Raw genomic sequence first — 16,309 nt, 5'->3', positions numbered from 1 at the left:
ACCCGAACATTCCGTTTTTGCCGCCATATCGGGATTACCTCGAATAACCCCGACACTACGACAGACAGGCAGTACCCCCCATGATGCCACCATGTCCAGAACCTTGTTCGGCCAGGCCGCCGGATGAAACAACCTCACCACGCCGACGATTAACTTGTCTGTGGCGCACATTCTATGGTCAGATAATCTATGTCAGAAATGAATTATCACCATGAATATATGGTAAATATCGATGGATAATCTGTACCAACGGTTGGATCTGAACCTGCTGCGGGTGTTCGACGTGCTGATGCACAGCCGCAACGTAACCCGGGCGGCGGAGCAGTTGAACCTGTCCCAGTCCACCGTCAGCCACGCCCTGGCCCGGCTGCGCCTGGCCCTGGACGATCCCCTGTTCGTAATGACCCGTAAGGAGATGCGGCCCACGGGCCGGGCCCAGGCGCTGGCGGCGCCGGTGCGCCAGGCCCTGGCCCTGCTGGAGCAGGGGGTGCGCCAGTCGGCGGGGTTCGAGCCCGATTCCTCCACCCGGACCTTTCGCCTGGCGGTGCCTTCCTCTATCGAGCACGGCGCCGTGCCCCAGTTGGTGGAACTGCTGCACCGGCGGGCGCCGGCCTGCCGGCTGGCCATCAGCGAGCTGGTGGACTCCGACTACGAAGACAGCCTGGCCCGGGGCGGGCTGGATCTGGTGGTGGGTTTTGCCGGCGCCGGCCACCTTTCCCACCGGTTGCTGAGCGAGCCCTGGTTCGATAATCCCATGGTGTGCCTGTCGGCGCGGGGCAGTGCCCTGCCCGAGGTGTTGTCGGCCGCCGAACTGGTGGCCTGGAGCCATGTGTCCACCTCCACCTGGGGTCACAACCAGACCCTGGTGGAACACTGGCTTAAGGAAAAGGGGCTGGAGCGCCATATCGCCGTGTGGGTGCCGAGTTTCGAGGCGCTGCCCAAGCTGCTGGCCACCGGCCGTTACCTGGCCATGGTACCTGAGCTGATCGCCCGGGATTTCTGCCATTATTACCCGTTGCAGAGCCATCGCCTGGACGAGCCGCTGTACAGCACCTATGTGTTGGCCCAGCATCCGCTGACCGAGTTCGATCCGGCGCTGGTCTGGTTCCGGCAGCTGCTGCGGGAGGTGGGGGAGAGCTTGTGCAGGGTGGAGTGAGGGCCTCGGCTTGATGACAACAGCGCCTGTTTCACTGGCAGGTGTCGGCCAACTCCGCCGACACGCTACGAGTACATCCATGTAAGCTCGCCCATGCCGAATGTCGCGTAAACCGTCGTTATCGCCGCGCTGCGACTTGCCACTGGCAACTCGGTCGCGGCGTTAACGCCGGTGCAAGGCGCTTCGCGTCCCTGGCTTGTGACGGTCGTCGGGGCCGTTCCCTTTGTCCGCCAGTTTTGGTTCCGGTTGCCTGTTTAGGCAAGCCCGAAGGTTTGTCAGCAGCCAGCTGCCCTTGGGGCTTATTCCTTGGGCAGGGGCACCACCAGCATGTCGCAGGGCACGGTATTCATCAGTTGGCGGGCCGACGAGGTGAGCAGGCTCCAGAAACTCTGCTCATGGCCGCAGACCAGCAGGTCGATCTGGTTCTGCTCCACCGCTTCGTTTACTTTCAGCGCCAGATCGCCGCAGATCACCAGCTTTTTCTCGATGGGGTAGCCCAGATCGCCCAGGTATTCTTCCAGCCGCTGCTTGGCGTCGGCCACCACCTGATCCTGGATATTGTCGATATCGATATCGATCATCTCGGTGTAGAGATCCTTGAGATCCACATCCACGTGGATCACCGACAACTTGGCCTGGTTGGCTCGGGCGCGATCCACCGCCTTGGCGATCACCTTGCGGTTTTTCTCGGTCATGTCGACCGCCGCCAGTATGTGCTTGTACTGATAGGGTTCTGTCATGGCACTTCTCCTTTTTTCCAAGTCTATCAATCCATTAGCCGTTAAACCGTGAGCTGGGCGGGAATTTCGCATCGCGCCTGATGCCAGCAGCATAGGCCAGGACGGGCGGCCGGGACAAGATGGCCGGGGCGCTATTTCAGTCCCGGCTGGCCTGGATCAAATAGCGACGGGGGCTGTTGGCCGGTTCGGTAAAGGTACCCAGGCGCACCCGGTAGCCCTGCTCTTCCAGGAACAGGGCCCGGTCCAGCAGCAGCCACAGCTCCAGCGGGTGGCGGTAGAGGTGGCGCACCAGTTCGATGCGCTGAACCATCAGCCGGCGCGGCTCGGCCCGGGCCAGCCACTGTTCGCCGTCGATGGTGGCGGGGGCGGGGATCCCCTTCTGCCCGCAGGCCCAACGGGCGAAGTCGGCGAAATCGCCGCTCAGCAGCTGCTTGGGGAAGGAAGGCAGCGGCAGGTACCGATCCTGCCCCCTCAGCGCCCGCTGCAGCTCGTCGAAGGCCAGCCGCCAGCTCAGCTCGATGCGGCGCAGCCGGCGTATTCGTTCGCCGCCGGTCACCTGCTGTTGCAGTGGCAGGCGCAGATCCTGGCGGTCGAGCCCGAGATCCCGGGCCCGGCCGGCGGCGGACAGGGGCCGGTAGCGTTCGCCCTCGATCAGGTGGTAGCAGCAGGGGGAGAGCGCCAGCGCCCGGGTGCCGGCCGCGGCCGCATGGCGCAGGAAGCGCAGGTGCAGCTCGCCGCAGGCGTGCAGGGCCAGGGCCTGTTGTTCCGGATTGAACAGGGCCGCGGTCTCCGGCGCCAGGGCATCGGCGCAGATAAAGCGGTGATCGAGCCCTAGCCGGTCGGCCAACTGCTCGCCCTGGCGGCACAGATCCGGGTTCCATTCCAGGCTGGTGACCGGTCGTGCCGACTGCTGGGCCAGCAGCCGGCCGAGGTGGCCCTTGCCGGCGCACCACTCCAGTATGGGATCAGATCCGGTGATATTGGCGGCAAAATCCTTGATCTGCGCCCATTTACGCCCGGGGATGCCGTTGCTCCAGCGCGGCGTGGCATAGTCGGCGGCCCGTTCCAGCTCGGCGACATGCAGCCGGTTAAGGGCAACCGCGTCCGGGCGCCACTCGGCGAAGCCGGCCAGGGCCGCGGCCGGGTCGGCCTCAAGCGCATCCAGCCGGACCTCGTCCATCGCTTCGAGCAGGGGGGCGAGCTCCGGCCAGGGCAGGGAATCGCAGGCAAAGGGATAGCGCTGCCAGTCGCCGCGGGTGCGGTGCAGCAGGGTGCTCAGTTGGTGGAAAAGGTCGGCCAGGTCGTTCATGGTTGCGGATTATAGCGCCGCGCTCGGCGCCGTGATAGCGGGGCCGGGCCGGGGACGCTAGAATAGCGCCTTTGTGTCGACGAGAGGGGAGCCCCATGCAGGCCTGGGATGTGATTGTGATCGGCGCCGGTGCCGCCGGCCTGATGTGTGCTGCCGAGGCGGGCAGACGGGGGCGCCGGGTACTGGTGCTGGATCACGGCAAGCGCATCGGCCGCAAGATATTGATGTCCGGCGGCGGCCGCTGCAACTTCACCAACTACCAGGTGGAGCCCAAGGCGTTTCTCTGCGCCAACCCCCATTTCGTCAAGTCGGCGCTGGCCCGCTACACCCAGTGGGACTTTATCGCCCTGGTGGAGCAGCACGGCATCGGCTACCACGAAAAGACCCTGGGTCAGCTGTTCTGCGACGATTCTGCGCAGAATATCGTCGATATGCTGGTGAAGGAGTGCGATCAGGCCGGCGTCAGCATCCGCCTGCGGGCAGAGATCCTGGAGGTGGACCGGCTGGGCGAGGGCTTTATGGTAGCGACTGCCGGCGAGCAGTACAGCTGTCACTCCCTGGTAGTAGCGACCGGTGGCCTGTCCATGCCCAAGATCGGCGCCTCACCCTTCGGCTACAAGCTGGCGGAGCAGTTCGGCCTCAAGGTATTGCCGACCCGGGCCGGCCTGGTGCCCTTCACCCTGCAGCCGGAAGACAAGGAAAGCCTGGAGCCCCTGGCCGGGGTGAGCCTGCCGGTGGTGGCCGAGAGCGAGGACGGCACCCGCTTCGCCGAAAACCTGCTGTTCACCCACAGGGGGGTGTCCGGCCCGGCGGTGCTGCAGATCTCCTCCTACTGGCAGCCCGGCGAGCGGGTGCGCTTCGAATTGCTGCCCGTCGGCCGGCTGGCCGAGGGGGTGGCGGACTGCCCCAACCAGGAGCTGAAGACCTGGCTCGGCCGCCAGTTGCCCAGGCGGCTGGTGGAGGCGCTGCTGGCGCGGGAAGGGCTGGTGAACAAGCCGCTCAAGCAATACACCCCCAGGGAGCTGGCGGCGATTGAGCAAAGGCTGACGGCCTGGCCGCTGCAGCCCGGCGGCACCGAGGGTTACCGCACCGCCGAGGTGACCCTGGGCGGGGTAGACACCCACGAACTCTCCTCCAAGACCATGATGGCCAACAAGGTGCCCAACCTCTATTTCGTGGGCGAGGTGATGGACGTCACCGGCTGGCTGGGCGGCTACAATTTCCAGTGGGCCTGGAGCTCCGGCTGGTGCGCCGGCCAGGTGGTGTGAGGCGACGCCAGGGGCCGTCGTGGCGGCCCCTGGCCAGGCGACGGGTTACAGCCCCAGCCGACGACAGACGTAGTCCAGATCCTTGTCACCCCGGCCGCTCAGGTTGACCAGAATGTTTTGCTCCGGGGCCATGGTGGGAGCCAGCTTGATGGCCTGGGCCACGGCATGGGCGCTTTCCAGGGCGGGGATGATGCCCTCGGTGCGGGACAGGGTCATAAAGGCGTCCAGGCATTCCTGATCGGTGATGCTCTGGTATTCCACCCGGCCCATTTCCTTCAGGTAGCTGTGCTGGGGGCCCACGCCCGGGTAGTCCAGGCCGGAGGCGATGGAATGCACCGGCAGGGGTTCGCCCTGCTCGTCCTGCAGCAGATGGCAGTGGAAGCCATGGATCACGCCGGGCCTGCCCAGGGTCAGGGTGGCGGCGTGATCCGGGGTATCCAGTCCCTTGCCGGCGGGCTCCACGCCCATGATGCGCACCGACTCGTCGTTGAGGAAGGCGTCGAACAGCCCCATGGCGTTGGAGCCACCGCCCACGCAGGCCATGATCAAGTCCGGCAGCCGGCCGGTCATTTCCTGGAATTGGACCCGGGCTTCCTGGCCAATTACCTTCTGGAAGTCGCGCACCATCATGGGGAAGGGGTGTGGGCCCACCACCGAACCGATGGCGTAGATATAGTCGGTGGGGTTTTTCAGGTATTCCTCGAAGGCACTGTCCACCGCGTCCTTCAGGGTGGCGGTGCCCCGGGTGACCGGTATCAGGGTACAGCCCAGTATCTTCATGCGCATCACATTGGGATGCTCTTTCTCGATATCGACCTGGCCCATGTGGATCTCGCAAGGGATGCCCACCAGGGCGCAGGCGGTGGCCAGAGCCACGCCGTGCTGGCCGGCGCCGGTTTCGGCGATCACCTTTTTCTTGCCCATAAAGCGGGCCAGCAGGGCCTCACCCAGGCAGTGGTTGATCTTGTGGGCGCCGGTGTGGTTGAGATCTTCCCGCTTCAGGTAGATCTGGGCACCGCCCAGTTGCTTGCTCAGCCGCTCGCAGTGGTAGACGGGGCTGGGTCGGCCCACGAAGTGGGTGAGCAGCCGCTGCAGTTCCTGCCGGAAGTCTTCCCGCTGGCAGATTTTATGGTAGGCCTGGGCGATATCGTTCATGGCCTGCTTCAGTTGCGGCGGGATCTCGGCGCCGCCGAATTCGCCGAAATAGCCCTCGGCGTCGGGCATGTTCTTTTGATAGTCCACACTGGCTCCTTATGCGGTTGCGGGCCTGGAGGCCCTGGGGGGGAGGGCCGCAGCATAGCAGGAGGCCGGGGGCAAGTCTCTTCTGCTACAGGACGCCGAGCCGGGCCAGGGTGAGGTCTTGCTATCATTAATGAAACATAATATTTGCACATGCTTAACATCAAAACTGAATATTGCCATCTGTCACGGTGCGCTAGATTGTCCGCCACGAAAAGGGGGGCCGGCAGGCGTATTCAGCCCTTCAGGTATATGAATGTAAATATACCTTCCCCTGAAACACTATTACTAAAGATCCGGCCTTATTGTTATTAATATTGCCATTATTGGCTACAAGCCTGGTTTAATAAAACTCTGACTATGTCAGTGATCTTAATAAAAGGGTGAGATATTTCCGCGTGTGATATCCGTGGAGAGAAACAATTAAATAACCCAACTCACGTTGCCTGTTCTGGTACCACGTTTTATCGGCCAGTCAGGCGAGCGGTAATGCAAGGATATGGACGTCTTATTAATACCCAATAACAACCATGGAGTGAGTGAACAATGAAAATAAACAAGGTCGCACTGTCCGTCTTTTTTGCCGTGGGTCTGACCAGCACCCCCTTGCTGGCGGCCATGCCGGTGGCTCCGGCCGGTCAACCCATAGTAACCGGCGAGCCGAGCCGGGTAGGACCGCCCTGGAACCATAGAACCACCATCAATATCCCCGGCAGCAAAACCGACATCGCCTTCGGCGGCTATATCAAGCTGGATATGATGTACGACACCGATTACGACCTGGGCGACGCCACCAGCCCCTTCAACCTGCTGAATCCGGCGGCCAATGCCACCGATGGCCGTACCGATTTTACCGCCTATGAAAGCCGGCTCAACTTCCGCACCCACACCCAGACCGACTACGGCAACCTGAACACCTACCTCGAGGTGCACTTTCTGCCCGATGGCAAGTTGAACCTGCGTCATGCCTATGGTGATTACGCGGGTTTTTTGGCCGGTCACACCTGGAGCAACTTCATGAGCTTCGTGGGCGGCACCCACACCCTGGCCCTGGGTGACCCCATCGGCTACTCCATGCAGCGACAGGGCCAGATCCGTTATACCCACAAGCTGGGTGACGGCACCCTGTCGGCCGCCCTGGAGAAGCCGGATACCGTGATTGCCAGCCCCAATGTGGCCATTGCCAAAGAGGAAAGCCGGCTGCCGGATCTGACCCTGCGTTATGAATACCAGCGCATGCTGGCGCTGTCTGGCGTGGTGCGCGAGCTGTCCACCAACGACAAAAATCTGGCCAATGTGGTGGACGACAAGACCACTGGCTATGGGGTGCAGGCCCAGTTCAGCCTGCCGCTGTTGGCCAGTACCAAGCTGAACGGCAGCTATGTCATCGGCTCGGGCATCGGTAATTATATGGGTAACCCGGGCAACAAAGGGCACCGCAGTGCACCGGATGTGTATGTGCGCAATGGCAGCCTGGAGGCGGTGGATATCCAGGGTGGCGGTGTGTCGCTCAACCATAACTGGAATCCCCAGTGGTTCAGCTCCATTGGTTATTCCCGGCTGGAGCAGGATCTGCCCAAAAACAGCGGCTACGATGCTCACTTCGATAAAGTGGATTACGGCTTTGCCAACGTTATATGGGGTGTGACCGACCGGTTGATGGTAGGTGCCGAATACCAGCGCGTCGACCTTAAAACCATAGGTGGTGACAAGCGGGACGCCAATCGTCTGCAATTAAGCGCCCAGTATCAATTCTGATCCACGTTAACGCCTACTGACTTTTTCCCCGCCGACCATGTTGCCGGCGGGCTTTTTTTGGTTCGTCGCGCTTTATCGAGAAAGGCGGCTCTTATTTCAGGCAGGCGGCGCCTTGTCCGAGGCGCAGCAGGACAATATCCATTCCAGCAGCACGCGCTTCGCCTCGCCGGTTACTTCGGGCCGGACGTCGATCAGGCCGTAGCCCCGCCGGGTACGCAGGCTCAGTGACTCCAGCCCGACCAGCATGCCGCCCTCGAGCAGGTGGTCGACCAGGCCCTTCCACCCCATGCCGACCCCCTGCCCGGCGATGGCCGCCTGGATCAGCAGGGTGTAGTTGTTGAACGTCAGTTCGGGGGTGCCGAGGTAGCCGGTGCCACCGAGCAGCCGGAAATACTCGGTCCAGTCCAGCCAGCTTTGTCCCTGGGTGTCCAGCGCCAGCAGGGGTATCTGAGTGAGTTTTTCGAGCTCGTTCAGAGGACCATGCTGTTGCAGGAAGCCGGGGCTGCAGACCGGAAAGACCTCTTCGGGAAACAACAGCGGGACCGACGTCAGGGCCCGCTCGTCGCAAAACACGATGGCGACATCCACCTCCCTGTCCTGCCAGTCTGGCGGCCCCTGGCTGGTCATGATACGCACATCGATATGGGGATATTGCCGGCGGAACGACGGCAGCCTGGGCATCAGCCAGTACGCCGCGAACGAGAAATCGGTCAGGATATTGACCCTGGGATGCTGGTTCTGGTGCAGCAGCGCCGTCAGGGTCCGCTCTATGGTGGCGAACCCGTCCTGAACGCTGAGAAACAGGGCTTGCCCCGCTTCGGTCAGCCGGACGCCGCGATAAATGCGCTCGAACAGGGGCAGGCCCAGCCGTTCTTCAAGGGCGCGGATATGCTGGCTGACCGCCGACTGGGTCGAGCGCAGTTCTCTGGCCGCCAGAGTAAAGCTCAAATGTCGAGCCGCCGTCTCGAAGACGCGCAGGCTGTTGGGCGACACCACCCCGCCCAGTAAGGTCACCATCCTGATCGCTCCATGAATAGGCACGCAGAGGGCCAGCGGCGGACAGGTCCGGCCTCAGCATTAACTTGACTAATGGCCTTCTGGTGACTTTCGAGTGTATAAGCAGTAATAGCAGCTTATCGTTCGATGGGCGACCCTGCCTTACCTTGATACGACATTAGTCTGGCTAATGAGAAGTATAAAAAATCAACGAGTTTACAGCCCCCGGAAGCAGGAGAGAGACTGACGGCAGGACCCGACACCTATCGTCGTAACTACCCCGGGAGGATCCCTGCGTGACCGCCAAGCAACCCAACATCCTGTTCCTGATGGCCGACCAGATGACGGCCTCGGCCCTGCCCATCTACGGCCACCCCCTGGTCAAGACGCCGCAGCTGTCGCGCCTGGCAGCCGAAGGGGTGGTCTTCGATTCGGCCTACTGCAACAGCCCGCTGTGCGCGCCCTCGCGTTTCACCCTGATGTCCGGCCAACTGCCGTCGCGCACCGGCGGCTACGACAACGCCGCCGATTTTGCGGCCGATACTCCGACCTTCGCCCACTACCTGCGCGATGTCGGCTACTACACCGCCCTCTCCGGCAAGATGCATTTCTGCGGCCCGGACCAGTTGCATGGCTTCGAAGAGCGCCTGACCACCGACATCTACCCGGCGGATTACGGCTGGGTGGTCGACTGGGAAGACTTCGAGACCCGCCCGAGCTACTACCACAACATGTCCTCGGTCACCCAGGCCGGCCCCTGCGTGCGCTCCAACCAGCTCGACTTCGACGACGAGGTCACCTTCCGCGCCAGGCGCTTCCTCTACGATTACGTACGCAACGGCGAGCGGCGGCCCTTCTGCCTGACGGTGTCGCTGACCCACCCGCACGATCCCTACACCATCCCGCAGCAGTACTGGGATCGCTACAACCACGACGACATCGACATGCCCCGGGTACCTTATTCACGGGAGCAATCGGATCCCCACTCCGAGCGGCTGCGCCATGTCTACCAGCTCAATGAGGAGACCCTCGGTGACGAGCAGATCCGCAACGCCCGCCATGCCTATTACGGCGCGCTCAGCTATGTCGACGACCGCATCGGCGAGGTGCTGGCGACGCTGAAGGAATGCGGCCTGGAGGAGGACACCATCATCGTCTTCTCCGGCGACCATGGTGATATGCTCGGCGAGCGCGGCCTCTGGTACAAGATGAGCTGGTTCGAGGATTCGGCCCGGGTGCCGATGCTGGTCCACGCTCCCGCTCGTTTCGCCCCGCGGCGCGTTGCCGAATCGGTGTCGACCATGGATCTGCTGCCCACTTTTGTCGAACTCGCCCGCGATGGTGTCGCACCGGAATACGCCGCTCCCATCGACGGTCGCAGCCTGTTGCCGCACCTGACCGGCAAGGGCGGCCACGACGAGGTGATCGGTGAATACCTCGGCGAAGGGGCCATCGCCCCCTTGCTGATGATCCGCCGTGGACGCTACAAGTTTGTCCACACCGCCCCGGATCCCGACCAATTGTTCGATCTCGAGGCCGATCCGCTGGAACTCAACAACCTGGCCGCGGATCCCGCCCACCAGGGGCTGCGCCAGGAGTTCCGCAACGAGATTACCCGCCGCTGGGACTATGGGCGGTTATACGATGATGTCATTGCCAGCCAACGGCGCCGCAAGCTGGTCGCTCGCTCCCTGATGAAGGGCAAGGTCACGGCCTGGGATCACCAGCCGGTGTTCGACGCCAGCACCCAGTACATGCGCAACATCATCGATCTGGATGATCTGGAGCGACGTGCGCGCTTCCCGGTGGCATCTGCCGACCGGCCATGATGACGTCGCCGACCGACACCCGCCGGGCACCGGCCAGGCTGCAGCGCTGGCTGCCGTTTCTCGGCTGGCTGCCGCAGCAGAACTCGCGCTCGCTGCGCGGTGATGCCATCGCCGGCCTGACCGGTGCGGTGCTGGTCGTGCCCCAGGGGGTGGCCTATGCCTTGCTGGCCGGGCTGCCACCGGAGTACGGTCTTTACACCGCCATGGTCCCGGCCGTGTTGGCCGCCTTGTTCGGTTCATCGCGGCAAATGATCAGCGGGCCGACGGCGGCACTGTCGATTGCCTTGTTCGCGACCCTGAAACCCTTTGCCGAGGCGGGCAGCGGCGAGTTCATTATCCTGGCGCTGACGCTGACCTTTCTCGCCGGGGTCTTCCAGTTGCTGCTGGGCCTGGCGCGGCTGGGGGCGCTGGTCAATCTCGTCTCGCATTCGGTGGTGATGGGCTTCACCGCCGGTGCCGCCCTGATCATCGCCATCAGCCAGCTTCCCCATGCGTTGGGGCTGGTGTTCGAGGAGCACGTCGGTTTTCTCGGCCTCTGGTCGCGTTTGGGCGATGTTCGGTTCGACGCCGTGCTGATCGCCGGCTTCACGGTCGCGGCCTGCCTGGCATTCCAGCGTTGGCTGCCGCGCTGGCCGGGCATGCTGCTGGTACTGGTGGCCGCCTCGCTGTTGGCCGCCTGGCTCGACCCACAGCACGCCCTGATCCCGCGTATTGCCGCGGTACCGGCGGGGCTGCCGCCGCTCTCGATGCCGGATTTTTCACCCGACTCGCTACGGTCACTGGTCCCCGGCGCCATCGCCCTGGGGTTGCTGGGGCTGGTCGAGGCCACGGCGATCGCGCGGGCTTTCGCTCTGCGTTCGGGCGAGCGGCTGAACAGCAACCAGGAGTTTATCGGGCAGGGGTTGTCCAACATAGGTGGCGCCTTTTTTTCCGGTTATGTCTCCTCGGGGTCGTTCACCCGTTCGGGGCTCAATGCCAGCGCCGGGGCCGGCTCGCCACTGGCGGCGGTACTGTCCGCGCTGTTCCTGGTGCCCATTATGCTGCTGGCCGCACCCTTGCTGCATCATGTGCCGATACCGGCCATGGCCGGCCTGTTGCTGCTGGTGGCCGCGAGGCTGGTCGACCGCAAGGGGATCCGCGAAGCGTTGTTCACCAGCCGTTCGGAAACGGCGGTGTTGCTTATCACCTTCTTCAGCACCCTGTTGCTGGCCCTGGAGTTTGCCATTTACTTCGGCGTGCTGGCCTCGTTGGTACTCTACCTGCGTCGTACCACCCGGCCGCCGGTGGTGGAATGCATGCTGTCAGCCGCCCCCCTGGAGATTCAGCAGGCCCTGGAGGAGCCAAGCTGCAATGTCGTCCGGATCGACGGTTCGCTGTTTTTCGGCGCCTGTGACTCGGTTGCCCAACGACTCGAGCGTTGTGACCAACCGAATCTGGTGATCCTGGCGGCGGGCATCAACTTTATCGACTTGAGCGGTATTCATCTGCTCCGGCACCAGGCCAGACGTTGCCATGGCCGGGGTGGGAAACTGTACTTGGTTTGGACCAAACCCGACGTCATGGCCCGTTTACAACGGGCTCATCTTGTCGACGGCGATGATTGCCACGGCAGGCCAGTGACGATAGGAATCTGAGAGGGATTTCCCATGCTATACAAAACAATTGAACATGAGCAGAGTAACGGCCTGAACCGGAGCGTTTTCCACGGTTCGGTGGCCGGTATTCTGGTCTTTCTGGTTTATGCGATCGTGTTTACCGATCACGCTACGGCGTTCTTCAATGCCGGGCTGGACTGGATAGGTAGCACCTTCGGTTGGTATTACATGCTGGCGGTTGCCGCCTATCTGGTGTTCGTGGTGATGATCGGCGTTTCGCGCTTCGGCAAGATCCGCCTCGGCCCCGATGACTCGCGACCGGAGTTTTCGTTGCTGTCATGGTCGGCCATGCTGTTCGCCGCCGGGCTCGGCGGCGCCATCCTGTTCTTCGTGATTTCCGAGCCGGTGACCCACTACCTGAATCCGCCGCTCGGCGAGGGAGGAACCCCCGAGGCCCAGCGCCGGGCCATAGTGCAGACCTTCATGCACTGGGGCATATCGGGATGGGGGCTCTACGTGCTGATGGGCATGGCCCTGGCCTATTTCAGTTATCGCCATCAATTGCCGCTGGCGATTCGCTCGACCCTCTATCCGTTGCTGGGCAAGCGTATTTATGGTCCCATCGGCGATGCCGTGGACATCACCGCCGTGCTGGCCACGGTGTTCGGCATCGCCACCGCGCTCGGCATCGGCGTGATGCAGATGAACTATGGCCTGACCTACCTGTTCGGCATACCGGAAGGGCTGCCTGCCCAGATCATGCTGATCGTGCTGGTGGTGACCCTGGCGACCCTGTCGGTAGTCAGTGGCGTCGGGCGAGGCATTCGCCGGCTGTCGGAGCTCAACCTGTTGCTGGTCGCCGGCCTGGTACTGTTCGTGTTGATCCAGGGCGATACCCTCAAGCTGCTCAATGCCCTGGTGATGAATACCGGCGACTACATAACCGCCCTGGTCGGCAAGAGTTTCGATACCTATGCCTACACGCCCGAGGCCCAGGGCTGGTTCAGTGGCTGGACGGTGTTCTTCTGGGGCTGGTGGATCGCCTGGGCGCCCTTCGTCGGTCTGTTCCTGGCGCGCATCTCCCGTGGTCGCACCATCCGTGAATTCGTCGCCGGTGCCCTGTTCATCCCGCTGATCTTCGTGATGGTGATGATGTCCGTATTCGGCAACAGCGGCATCGACATGGTCGAGCAGGGGCTGGTCGAGTTGGGGGAGCAGGCCCTGAACACACCGCCGGCCACCATCTATACCTTCCTCGAGCAACTGCCCTGGGTCGGCCTTACCGCCAGCCTGGTGCTGCTGTTGAGCATCGTATTCTTCGTCACCTCGGCCGACTCCGGCGCCCTGGTGCTGTCCAACTTCACCTATGTGCTGCGCGACGTGAACCACGACGCGCCCGCCCGGCTGCGGATATTCTGGGCGGCGCTCATCGGCCTTATTACCCTTGCCCTGCTGCTCGCCGGCGGACTGCGTACCCTGCAGAGCGCCGTGGTGATCACCGCCTTGCCGTTTTCGGTGGTGATCTTCCTGACCATGTTCGCCATGTATCGTTCGCTGAAACTCGAAACCGGCAAGGCCGAAGCCCGCCAGCAGGTGGTCGCCAGCGACTGGCGCGAGCGGCTGGATCGAACCCTGGATGGCCTGACCCTGAGCGGTGCGGAAGCCACGCTGCGCCACGCCATTCGACCGGCCCTGCTCGAACTGGCCGAAGAGCTGACGAGTCGCGGCCATCCGGCCCACATTATCGAACAGGAGGTAAAGGATTCCTCACTGCGTTGCCCGGTCTTGCAGGTTGACTTCGAGGGGGCGCCCAGCTTTGTCTACGGTATCCGTCCGCGGCGTGTGCCGCCGCCGAGTTTCCTGCCCGCGGATGACGACTATTATCTGCGGCTCGACGTGTTCCTGACCGAAAACGGGGCAGGACAGAACCTCAACGGTTACACCCGGCTGCAGGTGGTGCATGACGTGCTGAACGAATACCAGCGCTATCTGCAGACATTTGTCGAGCGAAACAAGAATGCCGGGCCCGTCCCTTATCAGGGACCCCTGAGAGGCGGGAGCACCGCCTGAGCGGGTGGCCTGGCGGGCTCAAACCAGCACGGGATGGCCCGGTCACTGTATTAAACGATATCCAGCGGCTCCTTGTGCCGGGGCGGCGGGAAGGCGGCGTCCAGCCGGGCCAGGGCGTCGTCGTGCAGATGCAGGTTGAGTGCATCGGCGTTCTGTTGCACATGCTCGGGCTGCACCGCCTTGGGAATGGCGATGACGTCGCGCTTGCCGTTTATCGGCCGGATGGCCCAGGCCAGCAGCAGCTGGGCCGGAGTGGCGCCGAGCTCGGCGGCCATGGCCCGCAGCTCCGGGTGGCCAAGCAGCTCCCGGCGCAGGCGGCCGCCCTGGGCCAGGGGGCAGTAGGCCATGGTGGGCAGGTTCTGTTGGCGTTGCCAGGGCAGCAGCGAATGCTCTATGCCCCGGGAGCCCAGGTGGTAGAGCACCTGGTTGACCGCGCAGCGCTCGCCGCCGGGCAGCGACGCCAGTCCCCGCATCTCGTCGATATCGAAGTTGGACACTCCGAAACGCTTGATCTTGCCCTGTTGCTGCAGGTGCTCGAAGGCCTCCAGGGTTTCGTCCAGGGGCACGCTGCCCGGCCAGTGCAGCAGGTAGAGATCCAGGTGGTCGGTACCGAGGCGCCGGAGGCTGCGCTCGCAGGCCTGGATCGCGCTCTGCCGGCCGGCGTTCCAGGGGTAGACCTTGGACACCAGGAAGGCCTGCTCCCGGCGGCCCTTCAGCGCCTGGCCCACCACTTCCTCGGCACCGCCGTCGGCGTACATCTCGGCGGTGTCGATAAGCCGCAGCCCCAGCTCCAGCCCCTGTTGCAGGGCCCGGACCTCGTCCTGCCGCGGGGCCAGTCCTTCGCCCATGTACCAGGTGCCCTGGCCGATGGCGGGCAGCTCGATGGCCGGCTGGCCGGCCATGGCCTTGAATGTGACGGTGGCGTCCATCTGTCCCTCTCATTTTTTGGAAATGAATTCCGCATTATGGTGGCGCAGTCGACGCCGCTTTGCAACGGGTGCGCGGCCTTGCTTTTGCGCGCGCTTTGCGCTTGACTGGCCCTTGGCGGATCGGAGCTAAAATAAAGACAGGGCACAGGAGCAGCGTATGACCACTTCACCTACCGACGGCCAGGACGAAGTCGCCCTGGTCCGGCGTCATCTCAAGCTCGACCATATGAACCAGTTGCAGATCGAGCAGTTGGCGGAGGTGTTCGGCACCGAGCCGGGGGTGGTCAAGGTGGTGGTGCGCAAGCACTGGCTGGATATCGACTACGACGCCGCCGTGCTGACCCTGGACCGGGTAATCGCCCTGCTGGAAGCCTACGGCGGCGAGCTGTCCCACGACTGGTGGACGGCGTTCAAGGCCCACTGGTATCGCCGCCGGGAAGAAAAGCTGCGTGCCCGGCTGGCCCAGGACGACGAGTCGTCCTCTGGTGAGCCCTAACCCTCCAACGCCCGGCGCAGCACGCCCTGGCCCCGTTGCAGCCGGGCCTGGGCCTCGGCCTTGCCGAGCCCCGACAGCAGCATCAGTATCGCCAGTTTGACCTCCCGGTCGGCCTCGGCCAGCGCCCGGACGGCGGTAGCTTCATCCGCGTCGGTGGCCTGCATCACGATACGAATGGCCCTGGCCTCGAGCTTCTTGTTGCTGGCGTTCACATCCACCATCAGGTTCTGGTACACCTTGCCCAGGCGGATCATGCTGGCGGTGCTCAGCATGTTGAGCACCAGTTTCTGGGCGGTGCCGGACTTGAGCCGGGTGGAGCCGGTGATCACCTCGGGCCCCACCTCGGGCTCGATGGCGATGGCCGCTTCCCGGCCGATGGCCGACCCCGGATTGCACGCCAGCGCCACCGTGCCGGCGCCCAGCTTGCGGGCGTAGCGCAGGCCGCCGAGCACATAGGGGGTGCGGCCGCTGGCGGCGATGCCCACCACCAGGTCCTTGTCGGAGAGATCGATGTCCCGCAGATCCTGCTCGCCCCGGGCGGCATTGTCCTCCGCCCCTTCCTGGGCACGGAACATGGCCGCCTCGCCGCCGGCGATCAGTCCCACCACCATGCCTGCCGGCACGCTGAAGGTGGGCGGACACTCGGACGCGTCCAGCACCCCCAGCCGGCCGCTGGTACCGGCGCCCAGGTAGACCAGGCGTCCGCCCCGGCGTAACGCCTCGACGATGAGATCCACGGCGGCGGCGATCTCGGGCAGCACCCGGGCCACCGCCACCGGCACCAGCTTGTCCTGGGCGTTGATGGTGGTGACGATATCTAGGGTGCTTTTGAGATCGATATCCAGGGTGTCGGGGTTGCGGCCTTCCGAGGCCAGCCGGGCCAGATCATTGAGCAGGTCGTGGTGTTGCATGGGATACCTTCAG

Annotated in this window: 13 protein-coding genes; 7 read left to right on the top strand and 6 right to left on the bottom strand. The window is 63.6% G+C overall.

Features of this window, described 5'->3' with window-relative positions; translation table 11 throughout:
• Window positions 1–232: 232 nt before the first annotated feature.
• A complete protein-coding gene (locus tag ACEVBK_RS18730) occupies window positions 233–1,156 on the top strand; it encodes a LysR family transcriptional regulator (protein ID WP_375056392.1) in 924 nt (307 codons plus the stop codon).
• 299 nt (window positions 1,157–1,455) lie between these two features.
• On the opposite strand, the gene ACEVBK_RS18725 is transcribed toward ACEVBK_RS18730, so the two are convergent.
• On the bottom strand, window positions 1,456–1,896 hold the full coding sequence (locus ACEVBK_RS18725) for a universal stress protein (RefSeq protein WP_094041396.1): 441 nt from the start codon (window positions 1,894–1,896) through the stop codon (window positions 1,456–1,458).
• Window positions 1,897–2,032: 136 nt separating this feature from the next.
• The gene (locus ACEVBK_RS18720) at window positions 2,033–3,205 is read right to left on the bottom strand and encodes a methyltransferase (RefSeq protein ID WP_375056391.1); all 1,173 of its coding nucleotides are present in this window, start codon (window positions 3,203–3,205) and stop codon (window positions 2,033–2,035) included.
• 95 nt (window positions 3,206–3,300) lie between these two features.
• On the opposite strand from ACEVBK_RS18720, the gene ACEVBK_RS18715 reads away from it, so the two are divergent.
• Entirely contained in the window at window positions 3,301–4,473 is a 1,173-nt protein-coding gene (locus tag ACEVBK_RS18715) for an NAD(P)/FAD-dependent oxidoreductase (RefSeq protein ID WP_375056390.1), read from the top strand.
• Window positions 4,474–4,518: 45 nt separating this feature from the next.
• Here the strand turns inward: ACEVBK_RS18715 and trpB are convergent, their stop codons facing one another.
• Window positions 4,519–5,697 carry a tryptophan synthase subunit beta gene (trpB, locus tag ACEVBK_RS18710; protein ID WP_375058606.1) on the bottom strand — a complete coding sequence of 393 codons (1,179 nt, stop codon included), beginning with the start codon at window positions 5,695–5,697 and terminating at the stop codon, window positions 4,519–4,521.
• A gap of 561 nt (window positions 5,698–6,258) precedes the next feature.
• On the opposite strand from trpB, the gene ACEVBK_RS18705 reads away from it, so the two are divergent.
• Window positions 6,259–7,470: a DcaP family trimeric outer membrane transporter gene (locus tag ACEVBK_RS18705; RefSeq protein WP_375056389.1), complete on the top strand. Its 1,212-nt coding sequence runs from the start codon at window positions 6,259–6,261 to the stop codon at window positions 7,468–7,470.
• A 96-nt stretch (window positions 7,471–7,566) separates the two neighbouring features.
• Here the strand turns inward: ACEVBK_RS18705 and ACEVBK_RS18700 are convergent, their stop codons facing one another.
• Entirely contained in the window at window positions 7,567–8,487 is a 921-nt protein-coding gene (locus ACEVBK_RS18700; protein ID WP_375056388.1) for a LysR substrate-binding domain-containing protein, read from the bottom strand.
• Between the two features lie 275 nt (window positions 8,488–8,762).
• Here ACEVBK_RS18700 and betC point away from each other — a divergent pair, with 275 nt between their 5' ends.
• Genes betC through betT form a run of 3 tightly spaced genes read left to right on the top strand, consistent with a single transcriptional unit; the run spans window position 8,763 to window position 13,960 of the window.
• Entirely contained in the window at window positions 8,763–10,295 is a 1,533-nt protein-coding gene (gene betC / locus ACEVBK_RS18695) for a choline-sulfatase (protein WP_375056387.1), read from the top strand.
• Complete coding sequence (locus ACEVBK_RS18690; protein WP_375056386.1) at window positions 10,292–11,929, top strand: SulP family inorganic anion transporter; 1,638 nt, start codon at window positions 10,292–10,294, stop codon at window positions 11,927–11,929. Before betC ends, ACEVBK_RS18690 begins: the two co-directional genes overlap by 4 nt.
• 12 nt (window positions 11,930–11,941) lie before the next feature.
• Window positions 11,942–13,960, top strand: coding sequence for a choline BCCT transporter BetT (gene betT / locus ACEVBK_RS18685; protein WP_375056385.1), 2,019 nt, complete (start codon window positions 11,942–11,944; stop codon window positions 13,958–13,960).
• Window positions 13,961–14,010: 50 nt separating this feature from the next.
• Here the strand turns inward: betT and ACEVBK_RS18680 are convergent, their stop codons facing one another.
• Complete coding sequence (locus tag ACEVBK_RS18680; protein WP_375056384.1) at window positions 14,011–14,889, bottom strand: aldo/keto reductase; 879 nt, start codon at window positions 14,887–14,889, stop codon at window positions 14,011–14,013.
• A 157-nt stretch (window positions 14,890–15,046) separates the two neighbouring features.
• Between ACEVBK_RS18680 and ACEVBK_RS18675 the strand changes: the two genes are divergently transcribed.
• Window positions 15,047–15,385, top strand: coding sequence for a hypothetical protein (locus tag ACEVBK_RS18675; protein ID WP_094041427.1), 339 nt, complete (start codon window positions 15,047–15,049; stop codon window positions 15,383–15,385).
• Here ACEVBK_RS18675 and murQ read toward each other — a convergent pair.
• Window positions 15,382–16,296 carry an N-acetylmuramic acid 6-phosphate etherase gene (murQ, locus tag ACEVBK_RS18670; RefSeq protein WP_375056383.1) on the bottom strand — a complete coding sequence of 305 codons (915 nt, stop codon included), beginning with the start codon at window positions 16,294–16,296 and terminating at the stop codon, window positions 15,382–15,384. The two genes, ACEVBK_RS18675 and murQ, sit on opposite strands and share 4 nt — an antisense overlap.
• Window positions 16,297–16,309: the final 13 nt, after the last annotated feature.

It is taken from the genome of Zobellella sp. DQSA1, assembly GCF_041950555.1.
Classification (GTDB): domain Bacteria; phylum Pseudomonadota; class Gammaproteobacteria; order Enterobacterales; family Aeromonadaceae; genus Oceanimonas.
Note: the sequence above shows the minus strand (reverse complement) of the source record. Positions and strands in the feature narration are given on the sequence as shown.

What these genes read in the sequence shown, in the direction of transcription:
- trpB (WP_375058606.1), bottom strand. Translation starts at nt 5,697, where the DNA reads ATGCCCGACGCCGAGGGCTATTTCGGCGAATTCGGCGGCGCCGAGATC.
- ACEVBK_RS18690 (WP_375056386.1), top strand. Translation starts at nt 10,292, where the DNA reads ATGATGACGTCGCCGACCGACACCCGCCGGGCACCGGCCAGGCTGCAG.
- ACEVBK_RS18700 (WP_375056388.1), bottom strand. Translation starts at nt 8,487, where the DNA reads ATGGTGACCTTACTGGGCGGGGTGGTGTCGCCCAACAGCCTGCGCGTC.
- ACEVBK_RS18705 (WP_375056389.1), top strand. Translation starts at nt 6,259, where the DNA reads ATGAAAATAAACAAGGTCGCACTGTCCGTCTTTTTTGCCGTGGGTCTG.
- betT (WP_375056385.1), top strand. Translation starts at nt 11,942, where the DNA reads ATGCTATACAAAACAATTGAACATGAGCAGAGTAACGGCCTGAACCGG.
- ACEVBK_RS18675 (WP_094041427.1), top strand. Translation starts at nt 15,047, where the DNA reads ATGACCACTTCACCTACCGACGGCCAGGACGAAGTCGCCCTGGTCCGG.
- ACEVBK_RS18730 (WP_375056392.1), top strand. Translation starts at nt 233, where the DNA reads ATGGATAATCTGTACCAACGGTTGGATCTGAACCTGCTGCGGGTGTTC.
- murQ (WP_375056383.1), bottom strand. Translation starts at nt 16,296, where the DNA reads ATGCAACACCACGACCTGCTCAATGATCTGGCCCGGCTGGCCTCGGAA.
- ACEVBK_RS18720 (WP_375056391.1), bottom strand. Translation starts at nt 3,205, where the DNA reads ATGAACGACCTGGCCGACCTTTTCCACCAACTGAGCACCCTGCTGCAC.
- ACEVBK_RS18725 (WP_094041396.1), bottom strand. Translation starts at nt 1,896, where the DNA reads ATGACAGAACCCTATCAGTACAAGCACATACTGGCGGCGGTCGACATG.
- ACEVBK_RS18715 (WP_375056390.1), top strand. Translation starts at nt 3,301, where the DNA reads ATGCAGGCCTGGGATGTGATTGTGATCGGCGCCGGTGCCGCCGGCCTG.
- ACEVBK_RS18680 (WP_375056384.1), bottom strand. Translation starts at nt 14,889, where the DNA reads ATGGACGCCACCGTCACATTCAAGGCCATGGCCGGCCAGCCGGCCATC.